This is a genomic window from Paenibacillus caseinilyticus (assembly GCF_027533645.1).
Lineage (GTDB): Bacteria > Bacillota > Bacilli > Paenibacillales > NBRC-103111 > Paenibacillus_G > Paenibacillus_G caseinilyticus.
The window spans coordinates 107751-126707 of record NZ_JAQAGY010000017.1; the positions used below are offsets into that span (position 1 = coordinate 107751).

At 62.7% G+C, this 18957-nt stretch carries 10 protein-coding genes; 7 read left to right on the forward strand and 3 right to left on the reverse strand.

What is annotated here, in order from left to right:
* Nucleotides 1-83: 83 nt before the first annotated feature.
* The 7 genes from O9H32_RS22650 (at nt 84) to O9H32_RS22680 (ending at nt 15514) form a co-directional block, all read left to right on the forward strand.
* Nucleotides 84-1856, forward strand: a complete 1773-nt coding sequence (locus O9H32_RS22650) for a cache domain-containing sensor histidine kinase (protein ID WP_269868395.1) — start codon at nt 84-86, stop codon at nt 1854-1856.
* A gap of 47 nt (nt 1857-1903) precedes the next feature.
* Nucleotides 1904-3439 carry a response regulator transcription factor gene (locus O9H32_RS22655; protein ID WP_269868396.1) on the forward strand — a complete coding sequence of 512 codons (1536 nt, stop codon included), beginning with the start codon at nt 1904-1906 and terminating at the stop codon, nt 3437-3439.
* Between the two features lie 334 nt (nt 3440-3773).
* Nucleotides 3774-7325, forward strand: coding sequence for a sugar-binding protein (locus O9H32_RS22660; RefSeq protein WP_269868397.1), 3552 nt, complete (start codon nt 3774-3776; stop codon nt 7323-7325).
* A gap of 264 nt (nt 7326-7589) precedes the next feature.
* On the forward strand, nt 7590-8561 hold the full coding sequence (locus tag O9H32_RS22665; protein ID WP_269868398.1) for an ABC transporter permease: 972 nt from the start codon (nt 7590-7592) through the stop codon (nt 8559-8561).
* A gap of 16 nt (nt 8562-8577) precedes the next feature.
* Entirely contained in the window at nt 8578-9453 is an 876-nt protein-coding gene (locus tag O9H32_RS22670) for a carbohydrate ABC transporter permease (protein ID WP_269868399.1), read from the forward strand.
* 39 nt (nt 9454-9492) lie between these two features.
* On the forward strand, nt 9493-11142 hold the full coding sequence (locus O9H32_RS22675) for an extracellular solute-binding protein (protein ID WP_269868400.1): 1650 nt from the start codon (nt 9493-9495) through the stop codon (nt 11140-11142).
* Nucleotides 11143-11404: 262 nt separating this feature from the next.
* Nucleotides 11405-15514: a CBM96 family carbohydrate-binding protein gene (locus tag O9H32_RS22680; RefSeq protein ID WP_406627366.1), complete on the forward strand. Its 4110-nt coding sequence runs from the start codon at nt 11405-11407 to the stop codon at nt 15512-15514.
* Nucleotides 15515-15842: 328 nt separating this feature from the next.
* Here the strand turns inward: O9H32_RS22680 and O9H32_RS22685 are convergent, their stop codons facing one another.
* From O9H32_RS22685 to O9H32_RS22695, 3 genes are all read right to left on the reverse strand, one after another.
* A complete protein-coding gene (locus O9H32_RS22685; RefSeq protein WP_269868401.1) occupies nt 15843-16775 on the reverse strand; it encodes an ArsR/SmtB family transcription factor in 933 nt (310 codons plus the stop codon).
* Nucleotides 16776-16921: 146 nt separating this feature from the next.
* Nucleotides 16922-17929, reverse strand: coding sequence for an ABC transporter ATP-binding protein (locus O9H32_RS22690; protein WP_269868402.1), 1008 nt, complete (start codon nt 17927-17929; stop codon nt 16922-16924).
* Complete coding sequence (locus O9H32_RS22695; protein WP_269868403.1) at nt 17926-18957, reverse strand: ABC transporter ATP-binding protein; 1032 nt, start codon at nt 18955-18957, stop codon at nt 17926-17928. Before O9H32_RS22695 ends, O9H32_RS22690 begins: the two co-directional genes overlap by 4 nt.

Consider the following 18957-nt stretch of genomic DNA (forward strand, 5'->3'; position numbering starts at 1 on the left):
GAGAATCGGGGACGGGTACGGACGCAGTGCCTGAACCCCATTCGGTGGACCGGGATGTTCGCGTAAAACAAGGGGGGCGCCGCATGAAGCTCAGTTTCCAGTTGAAGTTGATTGCAGGCCTCTCGGTCATTATTTTTTTATCGTGCGGACTGTCGGGTTATTTGTCTTATACGTCCCAGCTGCGGCTGTTCGAGGAGGAGGTCGGCAAGCAGTACGAAAAAACGGTCGAGGGAGCGCTGTCCCATCTCGAGCTGCGGATCGGGGAGATGTACCGCATCTCCAATTATATCGTGTTCAACAACTTGATTGAGAAAGCGGTTACGGAACTGATGCAGAACCGGGATGGGGCGGATATCAGGGCATACGAAGCCCACAACCGGCTGGAGGATCTGCTGCGGCAGGTGAAGCTCGATGCCCCTTTTATCGATTCCTTGTACCTCTATGATCTGGAAGGGCACAACTATTACTTCGGCCACATGAAGGAGACGCTCGGGAATCTCGATCCGGAGGTGTTCCAGCAGATCAAGTCGCGTGCGGAAGCATCCAGCGGAGAGCTCGTATGGACCCGGGTGCGCGTCCCGAGCTATGTGGAGCGGGCCGGCTATTCGGATGCGGTGATTGCGGCGCGCTGGCTCCGCAACAAGGCTCTCGGCACCTACGGCCTGCTCGTCATGGTGCTCGACGAATCGCTGCTCGGCAGCCCGCTGCAGGAGCTCTCCCGGGGCGACCGGGGAGGCATCTATCTCTACGATGCGCAGGACCGTCTGCTCTACCTCCAAGTGACCTCAGGTGCCGAGCCTCCCCTCTCCGAGCTGCAGGGAGGGCAGCGAATCCGCAAAGAGGGAGGCGAGAGGTATCTCTATGCGGTGCATTCTTCGGCTACGTACGACTGGACGCTGGTCAGCCGGGTCTCTCTCGCTTCCCTGCAGGACAAGAGCCGCGTAACGCTGAACATGTCGCTGGTGTCGGCCCTGGTCTCCATCGTGCTCGGCGGTCTGCTCATCGTACTGCTCAGCGGGCGGCTGACCCGGCCGCTCAAGGAGCTCGTGAAGGCGATGCGGGTGATGCGGGAGGGGAACTTCGATGTGCGGATCCGGCCCCGCAGCCATGACGAGCTCGCCTTCATCGGGGAGAGCTTCAACACGATGGCGGCGAATGTGCGGTCGCTGATCGACGAAGTATACGTGCGGCAGCTGAGCGAGCGGGAGGCGGAGCTGAAGGCAATCCAGGCGCAGCTCAACCCGCATTTTTTGTACAATACCTTGAACGGCCTGTATTGGAAGCTCTACGTGAAGGACGATCGGGAATCCGCGGAGCTCGTCTCCGCCCTGTCAGGGCTGCTGCGCTATTCGCTGGAGCGGGCGGACACCGATACGGTGCTCCGGGAGGAACTGCGGCAGATCGGGAATTACCTCGATATCCAGAAGGCATTCGTCGAGAACCGGTTCGAAGCGGCGGTCGAAGCCGAGGAAGCGGTGCAGGCGTGTGCGGTGCCCCGTCTGCTGCTGCAGCCGCTGGTCGAGAACGTGTTCGTGCACGCCTTCCGCAGCGGGCCGGAAGACAAACGGCTGTCCATCCGTGCGTATGCCGAGGAGGGGATGCTCCTCGTGGATATTACCGACAACGGATCGGGGATGGAAGAGACGGAGCTGGCCCGCCTTCTCCGTCCGGTATCGGTGGAAGAGGGCGTGCGTCCGTCGATCGGCATCCGTAATGTGCTGCGGCGCATCGACCTGGTGTACGGGGAGCCGTACGGCCTCGGCATCGAGAGCACGCCCGGGCACGGGACACGCGTCAGGGTGCGTCTGCCCATGAAGGTGCAGGCAGACGCGGGCGTCCGGCCGGATGCCGGCTGAGCCGGCAGGGGTGCCGGGAGGAAGGGCAAGAGCTGGGAGGAATGCGTATGATCGGAAAGCTGCTTATTGTTGACGACCAAGCGATCTTCCGCCAGGGCATCGCCAAGATGATCGGGGAGCACCCGCTCGGATGGCGGGTGGCCGGCGAAGCCGAGGACGGACGGGAAGCGGTCCGGCGTATCGCCGAACTGCAGCCGCACCTGATACTGACGGACATCCGGATGCCGCATATGGATGGGCTCGAACTGGCGGAATATGTGCATACGCACCATCCGGAGACGGCGCTCATTGTCCTGACCGGCTATGAGGATTTCAAGTATGCGCAGGCGGCGCTGAAGTTCGGAGCGATCGACTTTCTGCTCAAGCCATGCAATGAGCAGACCTTGATCGAAGTGCTGCGCCGGGCCTACAGCCACTTCCGGGACAACCGCCTTCGTGCGGACCGGCAGGCGGCGGACCGCCGCGCCCTGGAAGAGCATGTGCTGCGCTCGCTTCTGCTGGGGCTGCCCTGCGACGACCGGCTCGTCCTGCGGATCCGGGACGCTTACGGGGTCCAAGAGCTTTGGCTTCTGCGGGTGGAGACCTACTCGCCGCCGGGCAAGTCTTACCGGCCCGAGGATCTCGGTCTGCTGCAGTTCGCCCTGTTCAATATCGTTGCGGAGCTTGCGGAGTGTGCGCCGTACCAGGGCAGGCTCGTGTCGGTCCGGCACGACAGCTTGGCTCTCTTCACAGCGGCAGTGGCGGAAGAAGCCGCCCTGCGTCTGCAGGAGCAGATCCGGGAAGCGGCCGCCGCGTACCTGGGCCTGCCGGTCACGGTGTGCCGCTGCGGCCCCGCCGGTCCGCCCGAAGGCTGGAGCGGCCAATACCGGCGGCTCGAGGAGATGCGCCCGCGTACGGCCGCCGAACCGGCCGCTCCCCGGCTGCCTGCCGCGAATGTGACGCGCATCCGGGAGATGCAGACGGAGCTCGAGACCCGGATCGTGCTGGGGCAGATGGGGCAGGTGAAGGAAGAAATCGAGACGATGCTCGGCCGGCTGCCTTCCATGCTGCCGGAGGATGCCCGGATCGAGACGCTGTCGTTCGTCATGGCCCTGGGGCGGACGGTGTCCCGCCTCTTCGGGGGCGAGGGGGCGCGCTTCGATGCGGCGGCCGGCGTCGAGTCGCTGCCGGCGCTGGCGGATACGGAAGGCATCGTAGGCTTCGCGCGAAGCCAGGCCGAACGGTTCCTGGGCCAGTTCTCCGCATGGCAGGCGGACAAGAACAAGAACATGGTGACGAAGATGATGGCTTATGTCGACGAGAACTACATGGAGCCGTGCTCGCTCGCGGAGATCGCCGAGAAGTTCCACCTGAGCGGAACCTACTTCTCCAAGCTGTTCAAGCGGGAGACCGGGGACACGTTCACGAACTACGTCACGCGGGTGCGGATGGAGAAAGCGAAGCTTCTCCTCAGCAACACCGAGATGAAGATCTTCGAAGTGGCTGCCGCCATAGGCTACGACGATCCGAATTACTTTACGAACGTATTTCGTACGACCCAGAAAATCTCCCCGACAGAATTCCGTAAGCAGCAGCGTGGATAAGGGGAGGAGGCACGGACGGACGGCGGCGCGATCAGAAGGAGCGGAGAAGCCCGCCGTGTGCCGGGGAGACTCGAGGAAAGCATAAGTATGGACCTCTAACGAAGCCGCAGGGTTTGCAGGCTTCTTTTTGCTATAGACGGAATCCCGCGCATCGCAAACGCGGCAAATTACAGAATTATGGCTAGATATTCAAGGAACCGGGGGGCGGGAGGCTCTACACTAGGAGATGCCGAAGCCGGTGCGCGGCAAGAAACGATCCGGCTTAATCCGCAGGGCGGGAAAGGAGCGGGGCATGCGAAGGGAAGCGATAAGCCAGCCATAAGGAGGGGTATCGGTGAACGTTCGTAGATGGCTCAGTGGAGGATGTGTGGGAGCGCTTCTGTTCACGGCAGCAGGGACAGCGGCAGGAGCGGGGGCTGCAGCGGGACAAAGCGCTATCGGGACCGAACAATTGGAAGCGGTTACAAATGGGGTTGGTTCAGGATTTGCCACCGCCGTGCAGGTGGACCGCTTCGGGCAGTGGGTCTCCGCGAGCTTCCCCGAGAAGGTGACGGATGAGGGACAGCTGCAGGCTGATATGGAGGCCGATGCGGCATATTACGGAAGCCTGCAGGCACCGGACTGGGACTCGTACGGCGGGCTGAAGGGAAGCCGGGAACAGTACGGCCTCGTGGCCAAGGGTTTCTACAGCATCCAGGAGGCGGCCGGCCGCAAGGTGATGGCGACCCCGGAGGGCAATGTGTTCTTCAGCCTGGGGGTGAACGGGATTGCCCCGACAGATACGTATACGGTGGTGACGGGACGCGAAGGGATCTACGAATGGATTCCGCCTTACGAGAGCCAGTACAAGTCTGCCTTCCTGACCTCCAAAGACAACTTCTCCTACTACCTCGCCAACCGGATCCGCAAGACCGGCCAGCCTTATACCTCCCGGAGCCTGTACACGGAAGGTATGGAGCGGGTGCGCAAATGGGGCTTCAATACCGCAGCGGGCTGGACGCCGGTCAATCTGTCGCAGGAAGCCGGCGTGCCGCATGTGCCTTTCCTGCCGCTCGGCGAGATGGCGTGGGCCAAGGTGAACGGCCTGAAGTTCTTCGATATCTTCGTCGAGGGGGCGGAAGCGAAGCTTGAAGCGGCGTTCGAACCTCTTCTGACGAAGAACAAGGACAACCCGTACATCATCGGTTACTTTCTCGGCAACGAGAGCTACTACCACAAGCTGGCTTCCGATCTGCCGAAGCTGAAGGGCAGCGAGGTCGCTTCCAAACGCAGGCTGGTGGGGATGCTCAGGGACAAGTACGGCGATATCGCTTCGTTCAACACCGCCTGGAACGGGTCCTACGGAAGCTTCGAGGAACTGAACGACGCTCCGCTGTACATCGATTCGCAGCAGGCGCAGTACGATGTCGACGACTTCGTGAAGCTGTATCTCGATACCTTCTACGGCACGGTGGCCCGCGTATTCCATAAGTACGACACGAACCACCTGCTGCTGGGGGACCGGTGGCTGACGCTGCCCACGAACAACGCCAAGGTGCGCGGCTTCATGGCGGAAGCGGCCGGCCGGTATATGGATGTCATCTCGATCAACCACTATGCCAAAAATCTCGACAAGGTGATGCTGGCCCACGTCTACCAGGCTTCCGGCGGCCGGCCGATCATGCTCACCGAGAACGGGTACGGCACGAACGAGCAGGGGCTCGGCGCACCGCTGCTGGTCGCCGACCAGAACGAGCGGCAGCTTCGCTACCGCACGTACGTGGAAGGGGCCGCCTCGCTCGGTTATATCGTCGGCGCCCACTGGTTCGCCTACCTCGACCAGGCGGCTACCGGCCGCTGGGCGGAGGGCACGACCGGAGAGCGCTACAACTTCGGGCTGCTGAACGTGGCTGACCGTCCCTACAAGCGCTTCCTTGAAGGGGTGATGGCGACGAACAAGGACATCTACCCGGTGGTGCTCGGGGGAAGGGAACCGTTCAAGCACGAGTTCGGCGATGCGCCGAGGCAGCCGGGCAGCAGCAGGCTGGAGATCCCCTACACCGAAGCGCCCATCCCGATCGACGGGCAGCTGAACGGATTCCCAGCCGAGACGGCGAAGGTCACGCTCGGGCCGGCCCAGCTCGTGAATGGCACCGGGGGCGAAGGGATGCGGGGAGAGTACTACTGGGCCTGGGATGAAGGGCACCTGTATGTAACGGCCGTGATCCAAGACCCGACGCCGATGAAGAACAACAATCCGAACATCAACGTATGGAAAGGCGACGGGGTGGAGCTGTTCGTCGGCCCGCAGGACTTGACGACGCCGGGCGATCCCCTGTTCCTCGACCGGCAGCTCATCGCCAGCGCCGGGCTGAACAACGGACAGCCGTTCGGGTATTGGTTCAATACGAACCGGCAGAGGCCCGTGGAGATGGCCGTACAGCTCCTGCCGGAGGGCGGCGGGTATGTGCTCGAAGCGGCGCTGGCCTGGGACAGCATTAATCTGCAGGGGCAGAACGGCGAGCGGTTCCTCTTTGACTTCGGCTTCGACGACAGCGAAGACGGGAACAGCCGCAAGCGCCAGTGGGCCTGGAACGGCACCTCCGCGAACAGCACGAACCGCGGGCACTGGGGACAGGCGACGCTGGTGAAGCGGACGGCGCCGGTCATCGCGGTCTCCGGCGTGGAGGAAGGCGGCGATTATACCGACGAGGCGCTGCCGGAGGTCCGGGTGGACGACGCGTCCGGGGTGAAGAGCCGGACGGTGACGCTGGACGGCGCCCCATGGACGGACGGTACGCCGGTGATAACTCCAGGCCGCCACGAGCTGACCGTGGAGGCGGAGAACACGGCGGGCGTGAAGGCGGCGAAGACGGTATCGTTCGCCGTGTACGGCTCGACGACGCTGGAGCTGTCCCCGGTCTCCGGGCAGTACAGCGACGAAGCGCGGCTGGAGGCGAAGCTGATGGATCGTTCCGGCCAGCCGGTCGGAGAAGCCGAGGTCCGCTTCGAGGTCGGCGGGGAACCCGCCGGCACGGCTGCGACCGATGCGCAGGGCCGGTCAGCGCTCTCTTACCGCATCGGCTCCGGGGTACCGGCGTCCGGCGGTCCGCTGCCGGTGAAGGCGGTCTATACCCCGGCCGAGGGCAGGTATCTCCGCCCGTCGGCGGGAGAAGGCGGGCTTGCCGTCCAGCCGGAGGCGGCCGCCGTGCAGTATACGGGCGACACTTACGTGAAGGGGGCCGGTCCCGTCAGGCTGTCGGCCCAGGTGAAGCAGCAGGACGACGGCAGCCCCGGGCCGCTGGAGGGCCTGCCTGTACGCTTCACCGTATACGAAGTCCGGCCGGACGGCACGCTGCAGGAGCTGTCCGGCGTCACGGACAGCGTATACGCCACCGGCCCGGACGGCCGGGCTGCGGCGGAAGCGGCGCTGCCGCCGGGGCTGTACGAGGTGCGGGCGGAGCTGTCCGCGGGCCCCTTCTATGCTGCGCCGGAGCCCGCCCGCAGCACCGTGGCCGTCGCAGCGCCTGTGAAGGGCCACAGCGCAGCGGTGAACGGCACGCTGCCCGGAGGCACGTTCCTGGGCCGGCCTGCGGGTCTGCTGCTCGTGACCGGGCTCGCCGCCTATGACGCCAAGGGCGGCGTCGCCGGGGCGCTGCGTGTCGCCGGAGAGCCCGGTGGGGCGGAGCTGTCCGTGACGGCGTTCGACTGGCTCGTGACCGCGGGTGACCGGGCTTACCTCCAGGGCACGGCGGTGCGGGGCGGGCAGACGTACACGGTCCGGCTGCTCCTCCAGGAGAGGAACCGGGTATCGCTCTATGTGTGGAAGGGCAGGGACACGTCCGCCGAGCCGCTGTACCGGCAGCTGAATGTTCAGCTGCGGGGCTCCGTGCTGACGCTGCCCTAGCTGCCGACGGCCCTGGCGGGCGGGACCCCTATCCGCCTGCCAGGGCCATACCCGCTGGTCTGCTCCCGGAGTGCAGGCCTGAAGGGATAGCGGGGCTTGTACCCGCATCCTTCTCTCCGCTCACTTCGCCTTGCTCCAAATAGTCAAGAATTATGGCTAGAAATTCAAGGAAGCGCTTACGGATAACAGGTATGATAAGAGTGTAGGAAACGACTGGGAGCCTCTTCACCGTTAGCGAGATGGCCGCCCGGAAGGAGGGATGGTATGAAAACCGCACCAACATCCAGACTCGGCAGCCTGAGCGCCGAAGAACGGCCGGGCCTCTCCGGCGAGCGCCTGCGCCGGCGCAGACAGTGGAGGCAGAACGGCCCGCTGCTGCTCATGTTCGTGCCCGGAATCCTGTTCTATCTGATCTTCAAATACGTCCCGATGGGCGGCCTTGTCATCGCGTTCAAGGATTACAACTTCGCGGACGGTGTGTTCGGCAGCCCCTGGGTGGGCTGGGCGAACTTCGAGATGCTGTTCAACCAGGCGCAGACCTTGAACATCATCCGTAATACGCTGCTGCTGAGCTTATTGTCTCTGGCGGTGGGCTTTCCCGTGCCGATCGTACTGGCGATCCTGCTGAACGAGGCGCGGCGCATGTGGTTCAAGCGGATCGTGCAGACCTTGGTGTATCTGCCGCATTTTCTGTCCTGGGTCATCGTCGGGGGCATCGTGCTCTCCCTCTTCTCGCTGGAGTCCGGCTCGATCAACCGCTGGATCGCGAATCTGTCGGGAGAACCGTATCCGTTCCTGTATGAACCCGCATCCTGGATCGCGGTCTTCATCGGCTCGGGCATCTGGAAGGAGATGGGCTTCTCGGCCATCATCTACCTGGCGGCGCTGACGACGATCGATCCGCACCTGTATGAATCCGCGGCGATGGACGGGGCCGGCAAGGTGCGCCAGATCTGGCACATCACGCTGCCGGGCATCTCGTCTACCGTGATTCTCCTGCTGATCCTCGGGGTCGGCAAGATTATGGAAGTCGGCTTCGACCAGATCTGGGTGCTCCAGAATGAAGCCGTGTCGAGCGTCTCGGGGGTTATCTCCACGTATATTTACACCTTCGGTATCCAGCGCGGGCAGTTCAGCCTGACGACCGCGATGGGACTGTTCGACAGCCTGGTCGGCTTCATCCTGGTCGTGAGCGCCAACGCGATTGCACGGCGGTTCAACCAAGGGCTTTGGTAGAAAGGGGGCAGAGCCGATGAAATCCACCTTGTCCGAAAAAGTATTCTACACCGTCAATTATCTTCTTCTCTTCGCCGTCGCGCTGACATGCCTGCTGCCGATCGTGCACCTCGCGGCCTTGTCGCTCAGCGATTCGCATGCGGTCATGTCGGGATACGTGTCCTTATGGCCTGTCGGCTGGACGCTGGAATCGTACGTCACGCTGTGGGAGGGTACCCGGATCGTGGAGGCCTTCGGCAACTCGCTGATCATTACGTTCGTCGGCGTGGTCCTGTCCATGATCTGCACGATTCTTACGGCGTATCCGCTGTCGAGGCGCTATTTCTTCGGCCGGCGGTGGTTTCTGCTCGCGGCGGTGTTCACGATGCTGTTCGCCGGCGGCACGATTCCGACGTATCTCGTGATCAAAGAACTGGGGCTGATCAACAACTACGGCGCCCTGTGGCTGCCTGCCCTGGTGAATACGTACAATATGCTTGTGCTGCGCACCTTCTTCGAGAACATACCGGATGAACTCGAGGATGCCGCACGGATCGACGGCTGCGGCGAATGGCGCCTGCTGATCGGGATCATGCTGCCGCTGTCCATGCCCGCCCTCGCTACCTTGACGCTGTTTTACGGCGTAGGGTTCTGGAATTCCTTTCTAAGCGTGCTCATTTACATTAACGAAACCGACAAGTATAATCTGACCGTACTCGTGCAGCAGATGATCCGCAAGCAGTCGCTGCTGCAGGAACTCGTGTCCGTCCAGCCGGAGGATGCCGGCAGCCTGACGCCGGAGGGAATCAAGGCGGCGGGTGTGATGGTCTTGATTATCCCGATGATGATCGTGTATCCCTTCCTGCAGAAATACTTCGTCAAAGGCGTCATGCTGGGGTCGATCAAGGGGTAAACCGGGCCTTTCGAATCGAAGAGAGAGGGTGCTGTGCAAGTGAAACGTATCGGTAAATGGGTTGTAAGCTCCTTGATCGCCTCCTTGTCCATGGGTCTGCTAATGGCGGCCTGCTCGGATAGCAGCCAGCCTACGGAGCCGGCGGCTGATGATCCCACGAAGCCGCCGGTGAAGCAGGATATCTCCGTAACCATCTACGACAAAGGCGCCGTGCCGAAGGCGGAGGGGACCGTGGAGAGCAACCGCTGGACGAAGTGGATCAACGAGAAGGGGCCGGCGAACGTGAAGTTCGTGGCGGTGCCGAGATGGGAGTCGCAGGAGAAGCTCAACGTGCTCTTCTCCTCGGCGAGCGCGCCGGATCTTATCTTCGAATATGCGCCCCATATCAAGAATCCGATCTACGACCAGAAGCAAATGCTGCCGATCGATGACCTAATCGAGAAGCACAGCATAGAATACAAGAAGCTGCTCGCGGACAATCCGTCGCTGCGCAAGGTCGGGACGAAGTCCGACGGCAAGCTCTACGAGTTCGGCCGTCTCTCCGAGGTAGTGCCGATTCATGCGCTTCTCATCCGCGAAGATTGGCTGCAGAAGCTGAATCTGCAGGCGCCGAAGACCACCGAGGACCTGTACCGGGTGGCTAAGGCGTTCGCGGAGAACGACCCCGACGGCAACGGCAAGAAGGACACGTACGGCATGGCGATCTCCTTCCAGTCGGGTTATGTCGTCGACCAGATCTTTCAGGCGACGCGCTGGGTCGTGAAGGACGGCAAGGTCGTCCGCAACTGGGAGAACTTCCGCCAGATGGCCGAGTTCAAGAAGCGCCTGTTCGAAGAGGGGATCGTCGACCGCGACTATCTCAATGACAAGAACGGGGCCAAGGCGAAGCAGGACTTCATCAACGGGAAGATCGGGATCTACCCGCTTCAGATCAACTGGCCGAGCTTCACGAACAGCGAGCTGGCGGGCCTGAAGAAGAATGTCCCGGACGCCAAGCTGGCTCCGATCGCCTATCCGAAGAGCCCGGCGGGCGAATTCAACCCGGCGTTCACGAATCCCGTGCAGGCGACGGCCTTCGTCAACCGGGCGGCCAAACACCCGGAGGCGGTGATGAAGTACGTCGATTTCCTCGTGAAGCCGGAGACGGCGAAGACCCTCAAATACGGCATCGAGAACGAGCACTGGAAGCTCGGCCCGACGGGCTGCCCGGTGACGGTCGATCCGGAGAAATCGAAGAATGAAGTGAACTGGACGGCGGATTACCAGATGCTCTCCTCGGGTATTCTCGATGAGAAGTGCGGCAAAACCGCGTCCTCCTTCAACACGGAGCTTCCCCTGCAGAAGGAAGGCTTCGAGCTCTACCAGAAGGCGCTGGCGGTCTATCTGGATCCCGCCAAGCCCTATGTGGAGCTGACGCACCCCGAGCATATGCCGCAGCTGCCGAAGGACGTGGAAGCGGTCTCCGCCAACCTGGTGAAGCCGATCGACGATATCTGGGTGAAAGCGGTGCTCGGCGGCAAAGAGTATACCCCTGAGCAGGCCATGAAGGATGCGCAGGATACCTGGAACAAAGGGAACGGCAAGAAAGTCGAGGACTGGTTCCTGAACTGGTATGAGACAGACCGCGATAAAGCCTTTTTGGCCAAAGACATCTATGACATCATGAAAAAGCAGCATAACCTCAAATAAGAAGCCGAGCCTCAGCGCCCCCGCCGACAGCGGGGGCTTGGTTCACCTCCACCCCAACCCCGCCGCCTAGTTCTACTACGAACCTCCTAATCCTATCCACTACCGATGTCATCTATTACTGGCGTAGAGACGCGTATACAAACGGGGCAGTCCGTCCGGCCGTGTGCCGGGCGGAGGCTTCCATACCAGCTGCGGAGCAACAGACAGACAAACAGCACTCGATTCTGGCGGTTTCCACTTCACATGATATGGAGGGAACGCGATGAATCTTCGAAGAGGTTTGTTGATGTTGTGCCTGTGGTCACTGTTATTGTCCACCTTCGGTTGGACCCCGCTGCCGGGGGTACGGGCTGCGGACCCTGCCGATTCCGTCTTAAACGACGAATTCCAGAATTGGAATTTGACGCATGAGCATTCACCTTCGCTGATGCTGGAGAACGCCGCCACCGGGGGATTCGACCCGACCCGGGTGAAGCGCAGCGCGGCTTACAAGGAGTTCATCACTTACAAGACGGCGGAGCCTCTGCGTTCCTTTGCGGTCTACGGATATTATCATCCGCAGGGGCAGCCTTACGACCATCCGCTGTTCTATGTGTCCCCGAATGGGACTGACTTTACCAAGGTGGCGCCGAAGCAGATTGAGCTCGGCGGGTACCAGCCGCTGATCATCTACGAACTGGAAGGACTGCCGGCGGGAAGCGTTTATTTCAAGATCGAATACACCGGGGGACTCATCGTCCGCTCGCCCTTGATCGGCAGAGTGGTGTTGAACGGTCCGTCCGTCGTCGTGCCGGGAATTCCTGCGGGCCAAGTACCGGCGGGAACCAAGCTGACGCTCTTGGCTTCGCCGGGCGCGGCGGTATATTACACGACGGACGGCAGCGATCCGAGGACATCGCCTGCCAAGAAGCTGTATACAGAACCGGTCGGGCTGAACGGAATCGTATGGTTGAAAGCATACTCGCAGTTCGGCGCTAATCCGGCTTCGGCCAGTGCGGTGAATACGCTGCGCTATATCGTCAAAGGGGCACAGGACCGCATCGTTCCGGTAACCGAGGACGTATATGTGGATGCCGCCTCCCCGGCGGTGAACCGCGGAGCCGAGCCAGAGCTGTTCATGAAAGCGCTGAAGAACCGTGAAGCGTACCTGAAGTTCAACCTGGCGCAGGTGAACGGGGAGACGCAGAAGGTATACCTGAATCTGTACGGACAGACGTATGATTCCTCCCAGGCGCCAGCCCGGCTGAAGCTGTACGGCGTCGATAACGGCTGGGCGGAAGGCACGATGACCTTCGGCACGAAGCCGCTGCCTACGCCCGCCCCGGCAGGAGCCGAGATCGGGGGAGCGGTGTGGCCGTACGAACCGCCCGGTTGGATGTCGATCGATGTGACGGGGTATCTCAAGGGACAGAAGGCCCAGGGGAAGACTACGGCGAGCATCGGCATCGTGAATACCACGGATGGAGCCGCCTACGTGCATTCGAAGGAGGCGGGCCTGAACGCGCCGTATCTGCTGCTCGTGCAGGGTACTGCGGGCCCGGGGCCCGGGGAGGAGCCGCCTGTAGAGGGGGGGCTCGTGGATCCGCTCGACACGTTCGCGAATGTCTCGGCCCGGACGAATATGCGGACCGAGGGGGCGGATGCCCAGTATCTCGGCGGCGATCCGAAGCGGGCGACACGCTCGACGACGGCTGTCGGGTCGCTCACTTATAAGACGGCGTACGATATCCGGTCGTTTGCGGTCCACAGTTACTTTTTTATGGGCGTGGCGGTCGATCCGCTGAAGATCTATGCTTCGCCGAACGGAACCTCGTTCACGGAAGTAGCGGTGCAGCCGTACAAGAGCGGGGCGGCAGTCTCGAATTGGCAGATGTTCGTCTATGAGGGACGCGGGCTGCCTGCCGGGACCCGATATCTCAAGATTGAGGTAAAGGGGGATGTCAAGTCCTGGACGCCCCAGGTGGGCAAGATCATTCTGAACAAGAATGTGATGTCGGTCTTGGCCGTGCCCGATCACGGAACGGTTGTCGGCCAGCCGCTCTCCGTTGCTCTGTCGACCCCGACCGCCGGAGCTCAGATCTTCTACAAGCTGAACGCGGAGACGGAAGCGCGGCCCTATACGGGAGCGATCAGCATCCAGGATTCGACGACGCTCCACACGTTCGCAATAAAGGAAGGGCTGGAAGCGAGCGCATCGCGTTCCTACGTGTACCGGTCCAAGGCCGATTGGATGGTCGATAAGTACGGCCAGATGACTGCGGTGGATTTTCCCGGCAAAGTGAAGACGGATAACGAGCTTGCCGGCGATGTGGCGGCCGATAACTCTTACTACGGCGGAATCCAGGCCCCGAACTGGGATGCGTACGGCGGTCTCGTCGGCAGCAAGGAAGCGTACGGCCTGCAGGCCAAAGGATTCTACAATGTGCAGACGGCTGCGGACGGCCGCCAAATTCTCGTCACGCCGCTTGGCACCGCCTTCTTCAGCGTAGGCATCAACGGCATCTCTCCGAATGACACGTACACGGATGTGACCGGCCGCGAGGAAATATTCGAGTGGCTGCCGGACTACGCCGGTGAGGAGTACAAGTCGGCCTTTATGGGTACCAAAGACTACTTCTCTTACTATCTTGCGAACTATATCAAGAAGCACGGCACGCCTTACACTTCGGAAGCATTCTATGAGAAGAGCTGGAACCGGATGAAGAAGTGGGGCTTCAATAGTGCGGGAGGCTGGTCCCCGACACCGCTCTCGGAGCAGTTCCAGGTGCCTTACTTCCCGTTCCTGCCGCTCGGGAACCTGGAGTGGGCGAAGATCGAAGGGGTGAAGATCTTCGATATCTTCGCGGACGGGGCGGAAGCGAAGCTCGAGGCGGCCTTGGGCCCGATGCTTACGCCCAATAAGAACAACCCGCTGATCGTCGGTTATTTCCTAGGCAATGAGAACCACTACCAGAAGATCGCTCCGGAAGTTCCGAAGCTGAAGGGCAGTACGGTGGCAGCCAAGCGGAGGCTCGTGCAGATGCTGCAGGAGAAATACGGGACCATCGAGGCCTTTAATACCGCCTGGAATGCCTCGTACACCGGCTTCGCCGAATTGAACGATGCCGTGCTCTATATCGATTCACAGCAGGCACAGTATGATATCGATGACTTCGTGAAGCTGTATCTCGATACGTACTATGGCACGGTTGCCAAAGTATTCCGCAAGTATGATGCGAACCATCTGCTGCTCGGGGACCGCTGGCTGACCATCCCGATGAACAATACGAAGCTGCGCGGCTTCATGGCGGAAGCGGCGGGGCGTCACATGGACGTCATCTCGATGAACCACTATGCGAAGAATCTTAACGTGACCATGCTGAGTGAAGTGCATGCCAAGGCCGGAGGCAAACCGCTTCTTCTGACGGAGAACGGCTTCGGTACGATGGAGCAGGGACTCGGCTCCCCGCTTCTCGTGGCCGACCAGAACGAGCGGCAGCTGCGCTACCGTGCCTATGTGGAAGGCGCCGCTTCGCTCGGGTATGTCGTCGGGGCGCACTGGTTCACCTATCTCGACCAGGCGGCTGCGGGCCGGTGGGCCGAGGGGGCGGACGGCGAGCATTACAACTTCGGGCTTGTGAACGTGGCGGATCGGCCCTACAAGACGTTCCTGCAGGGCGTTATGGCCACGAACCATGATATCTACAGCGTCGTGCTCGGCCAAAAGGAGCCGTTCCGGTACGACTTCGGCGACGCTCCGCGGCAGCCGGGGAACAACACCATGAGCATTCCGTATACGACCGCACCCGTACCGATCGACGGTGAAGTGAACGGCTTCCCGGCCGGTACGACGAAGTACGTCCTCGGCGAAGCGCAGCGTGTCGGCGGCGATAACGGGGCCGGCATGTCGGGCGAATACTATCTTGCATGGGATAACGCGAACCTGTACGTGAGCGCATCGATCACCGACCCGACGCCGATGCGCAACAACTTCACCGACATGAACGTGTGGCGGGGTGACGGGGTGGAGATGTTCTTCGGCCCCGGCGATCTCACGACACCTGGCGATCCGCTCTTCAACGACCGGCAGCTCATCATGAGCGCCCAGCCGGCCGCGGACGGGCAGCCGTTCTGGTACTGGTTCAACACGAACCGGCAGAAGGCGGTCACCATGGCCGTCAAAGCAAGGAGCGGCGGCTATGTCATAGAAGCGGCGATCCCTTGGGAAACCGTCAATATGCAGCCCGCGGACGGTCTGGAGTTCCGGTTCGACTTCGGCTTCGACGACAGCGAAGACGGGGAGAAGCGCTTGCGCCAGTGGATGTGGAACGGCACCAACACGAACTCCACCGAGCGCAGCAACTGGGGCCGGGCGACGCTGGTGAAGCCGTAGGCTTGGGATCGGGCGGCGGGCAGCGCGTCAGCAACGATGGGACCTGCCCGCTCGCCAATAAGTTTGCTGATGGAGGACTGGCAAGGCAGCAAGAGGAAGGATCGCCAAAACGGACAGCTTCGCCTTGGGCGGGCTGTCCGTTTTGGTTGTGAATAGAGGGGATTCGCGTCTGGATCAAGCGATACGGGGCGCTGTCCGCCGGCGGCATCAAGCCAGGCTTGGCCGGCTGCCGAATCGCCAATCGTATCCGGCTTCGCGGGCGGGAAGCTCAAGCAGAAGCGTACCGGTATTCTGCACAAGCCCCGGCCTGCGGCTCCGCACCTGCCAGCTAGCCCCTCCGTTGTTCGGGCGGGTCCACATAGGCCAGCAGCTGCTCCTGCAGCCGGCCGACGGCGGAGGCACGCAGGCTGAATACCGTTACGGTCTCGCCGACCACGTGGGCCCGCAGCAGACCGGCACAGCGCAGGTTGGAGATGTGCTCGTGCGTGATCCCCTTGGACAGGCCGAGGTGGCGCAGAATGTCCGTGAAGCTGCGCGGCCCGCCGCTGACGTAGCGGAGGATGCGCAGGCGGCTCTTCTCGCTGAGGCTGCGCAGCGTGCGGTGCAGCGGAGGGGAAGGGCCGTCTTCCGCTTCTATCCCGTGGAGATCGGCCGGATACTGGCAGAGCAGGAGGCCGCTGCCGTATTGGTAGAACACGTTGCCAGGCTGGAAGTGGTACTGCGGAGTGAGCACGAGCTTGCGCGGCCCGTCGGTCACCTCGAAGCGAAGGCCGTCCGTCCACTCCTCGGCGAGCTCCTCGGGCGGCTTCGTGCCGATGAGGCGCAGATGCCTGTCCGCTGTCTGCTGCAGTCCCGTTACGATGCGAGGGTCGAGCGAGGAGAAGTACTGCTCGTTCCAGGGCCGCAGCAGCCCAAGCAGCCACTCGCGCAGTTCCGCCAGGTCGCCGGGAACGGCGGGGAGGCAGGGGGCGAGCAGCTCGTACATGCCCCCCGGCGAGAGCCCCTCCAGCCAGTCCAGGAAGGCCTCGGGTTCGCCCGGATGGGGACAGAGGTGGACGAAGAGATAGGCGAACCGCCACTCGGGACGAATGTCCGAGGCATCGAGGACGGAACGCAGGCCAGGCGTGAGCCGATCCCGGACGCCGGCGGCCCAGTCGGAGCCGAGGTCGATCCGCTTGTGCCATATCCGGCACAGATAGGTGTGCAGGCTGTTGATCAGCTCATAGGCGGGGGCGAACGTGACATGGATCGAAGAGCTCATGAGCGCTGTCCTTTCTGCGGGGCCCATGGGCCGGGCCGGGTTCTTAGGTCAAGTCTAGCAGGAAAGGGCCTGCCCTTCAATTGGCGGCCCCAAGGAACTGTGGGCCCCCTGCGAGGGTCGGTCATGCCCCGATGTCCCCCTGCACTTCAGGCATAATGGCAGGCGACGAACCGTTCGTCTCCCACTTGGCGGTAAGCCGGCACTTCCTCCCTGCACCGGGGCATGACGTAAGGGCAGCGGGTGTGGAACTTGCAGCCGGAGGGCGGGTCGGCGGGACTCGGAATGTCGCCGCTGAGCACGATGCGCTCCCTGCGCACCGCAGGGTCCGGCACCGGCACCGCGGAGAGCAGCGCGCGGGTATAAGGATGCAGCGGCCGGGAGAACAGTTCATCCCGGGGCGCCAGCTCGACGAGAGAGCCGAGATACATGACGCCGACCCGGTCGCACAGATGCTCCACGACGCTGAGGTCGTGCGAGATGAACAGGTATGTGAGGTTCCGGCTCTCCCTCAGGTCGCTGAACAAGTTGATGATCTGCGCCTGGATGGAGACATCGAGCGCGGAGACGGGCTCGTCGGCCACGAGGAACTGGGGCTGGAGGGCTACGGCCCGGGCAATGCCGATCCGCTGCCGCTGCCCCCCGGAGAATTCGTGCGGATACCGGTCCATCTGGCCGGCGGACAAGCCGCAGAGCTCCATGACCTCGGCGACCTGGCCGCGTACATCGTGCCGGGTCGCCCGGCCGTGTTGGAGCAGCGCCTCCCCGATCGCCTCGCCGACCCGCAGCCGGGGGCTGAGGGAGCTGTAGGGATCCTGGAAGATCATCTGCATCTCCGTACGCAGACGGCGCAGCTCCTCCTTCGGCAGGGCGTAGAGGTCTCTTCCCTGGAACAGGACGTCGCCTGCCGTCTTCTCCGTCAGGCGGAGGATCGTGCGGCCCGCCGTGCTCTTGCCGCTGCCCGATTCGCCGACGAGCCCGAAGGCCTCTCCCCGGCGCAGGGTGAACGAGAGGCCGTCCACCGCCTTGACGTGCCCCACGGTCCGGCCGAGCAAGCCGCCGGTTACCGGAAAGTAGGTCTTGAGATCCCGGACTTCAAGCAGGCTGCCGGAAGGGGCAAGGCTGGAGGGATGATGTGCGGGCAGGGAAGTGGTCACCTGGCATCCACCTCCTGATCGTACAGCCAGCAGGCCGTCTCATGGCCGTCCGCGCGCCTCCGCAGCTGGGGCTGGAGGCTGCGGCATACCTCCATCGCCTGCGGGCAGCGGTCGCTGAAATAGCAGAAGTCCCCGAGCCCGGCGAGGCTGGGCACCTGCCCGGGTATCGTATAGAGCCGCTCGGTGCGCTGATGCAGCACGGGCTTGGCCTGGAGCAGGCCGCGGGTGTATGGATGCTGCGGATGCCGGAACAGCTCGAGCACCGGCGCCTGCTCTACGACTTTGCCGCCGTACATGACGACGACGCGGTCGGCCATTTCGGCGACGACGCCGAGGTCATGGGTGATGAGCAGGATGGAGGTGCCCCGCTCTTCCTTGATGCGCCGCAGCAGATCCAGAATCTGCGCCTGGATGGTGACGTCGAGCGCGGTCGTCGGCTCGTCGGCGATGAGCAGGCGCGGATGGCAGGAGAGCGCCATCGCGATCATGATCCGCTGCAGCATGCCTCCGCTGAGCTCGTGCGGGTAGCTGGCGTAGACCGCTTCCGGGCGGGAGATGCCGACCAGCCGGATGAGATCCAGCGCCTCGAGCCGGGCCGCCTTGCGGGAGAGCGGACGGTGCACCAGGATCGGCTCGGTGAGCTGCTCGCCGATGGTCAGGACCGGATGGAGCGAGGTCATCGGCTCCTGGAAGATCATCGCGATCTCATTGCCGCGGATCCGCCGGATGTCCTTCGGCCCGGCTTGCAGCAGGTCCGCTCCGCCGTACCGGATCTCGCCGCCGACGATGCGGCCGTAGGGCTCCGGCACCAGCTGAAGAATGGAGAGGGCGGTCACGCTCTTCCCGCAGCCGGATTCCCCGACGATGCACACCGTCTCGCCTTCGCGGATCGTGAGGCTCACGTCGTTCACGGCCTTCACGACGCCTTCTTCCGTCCGGAAGTGCGTCTGCAGGTGACGGATGTCGAGCAGCGGGGACGGGGTCTCCGCCGCCGGAGACTGCGTAAGTGCCTGCTTTGTTGTTGTCAT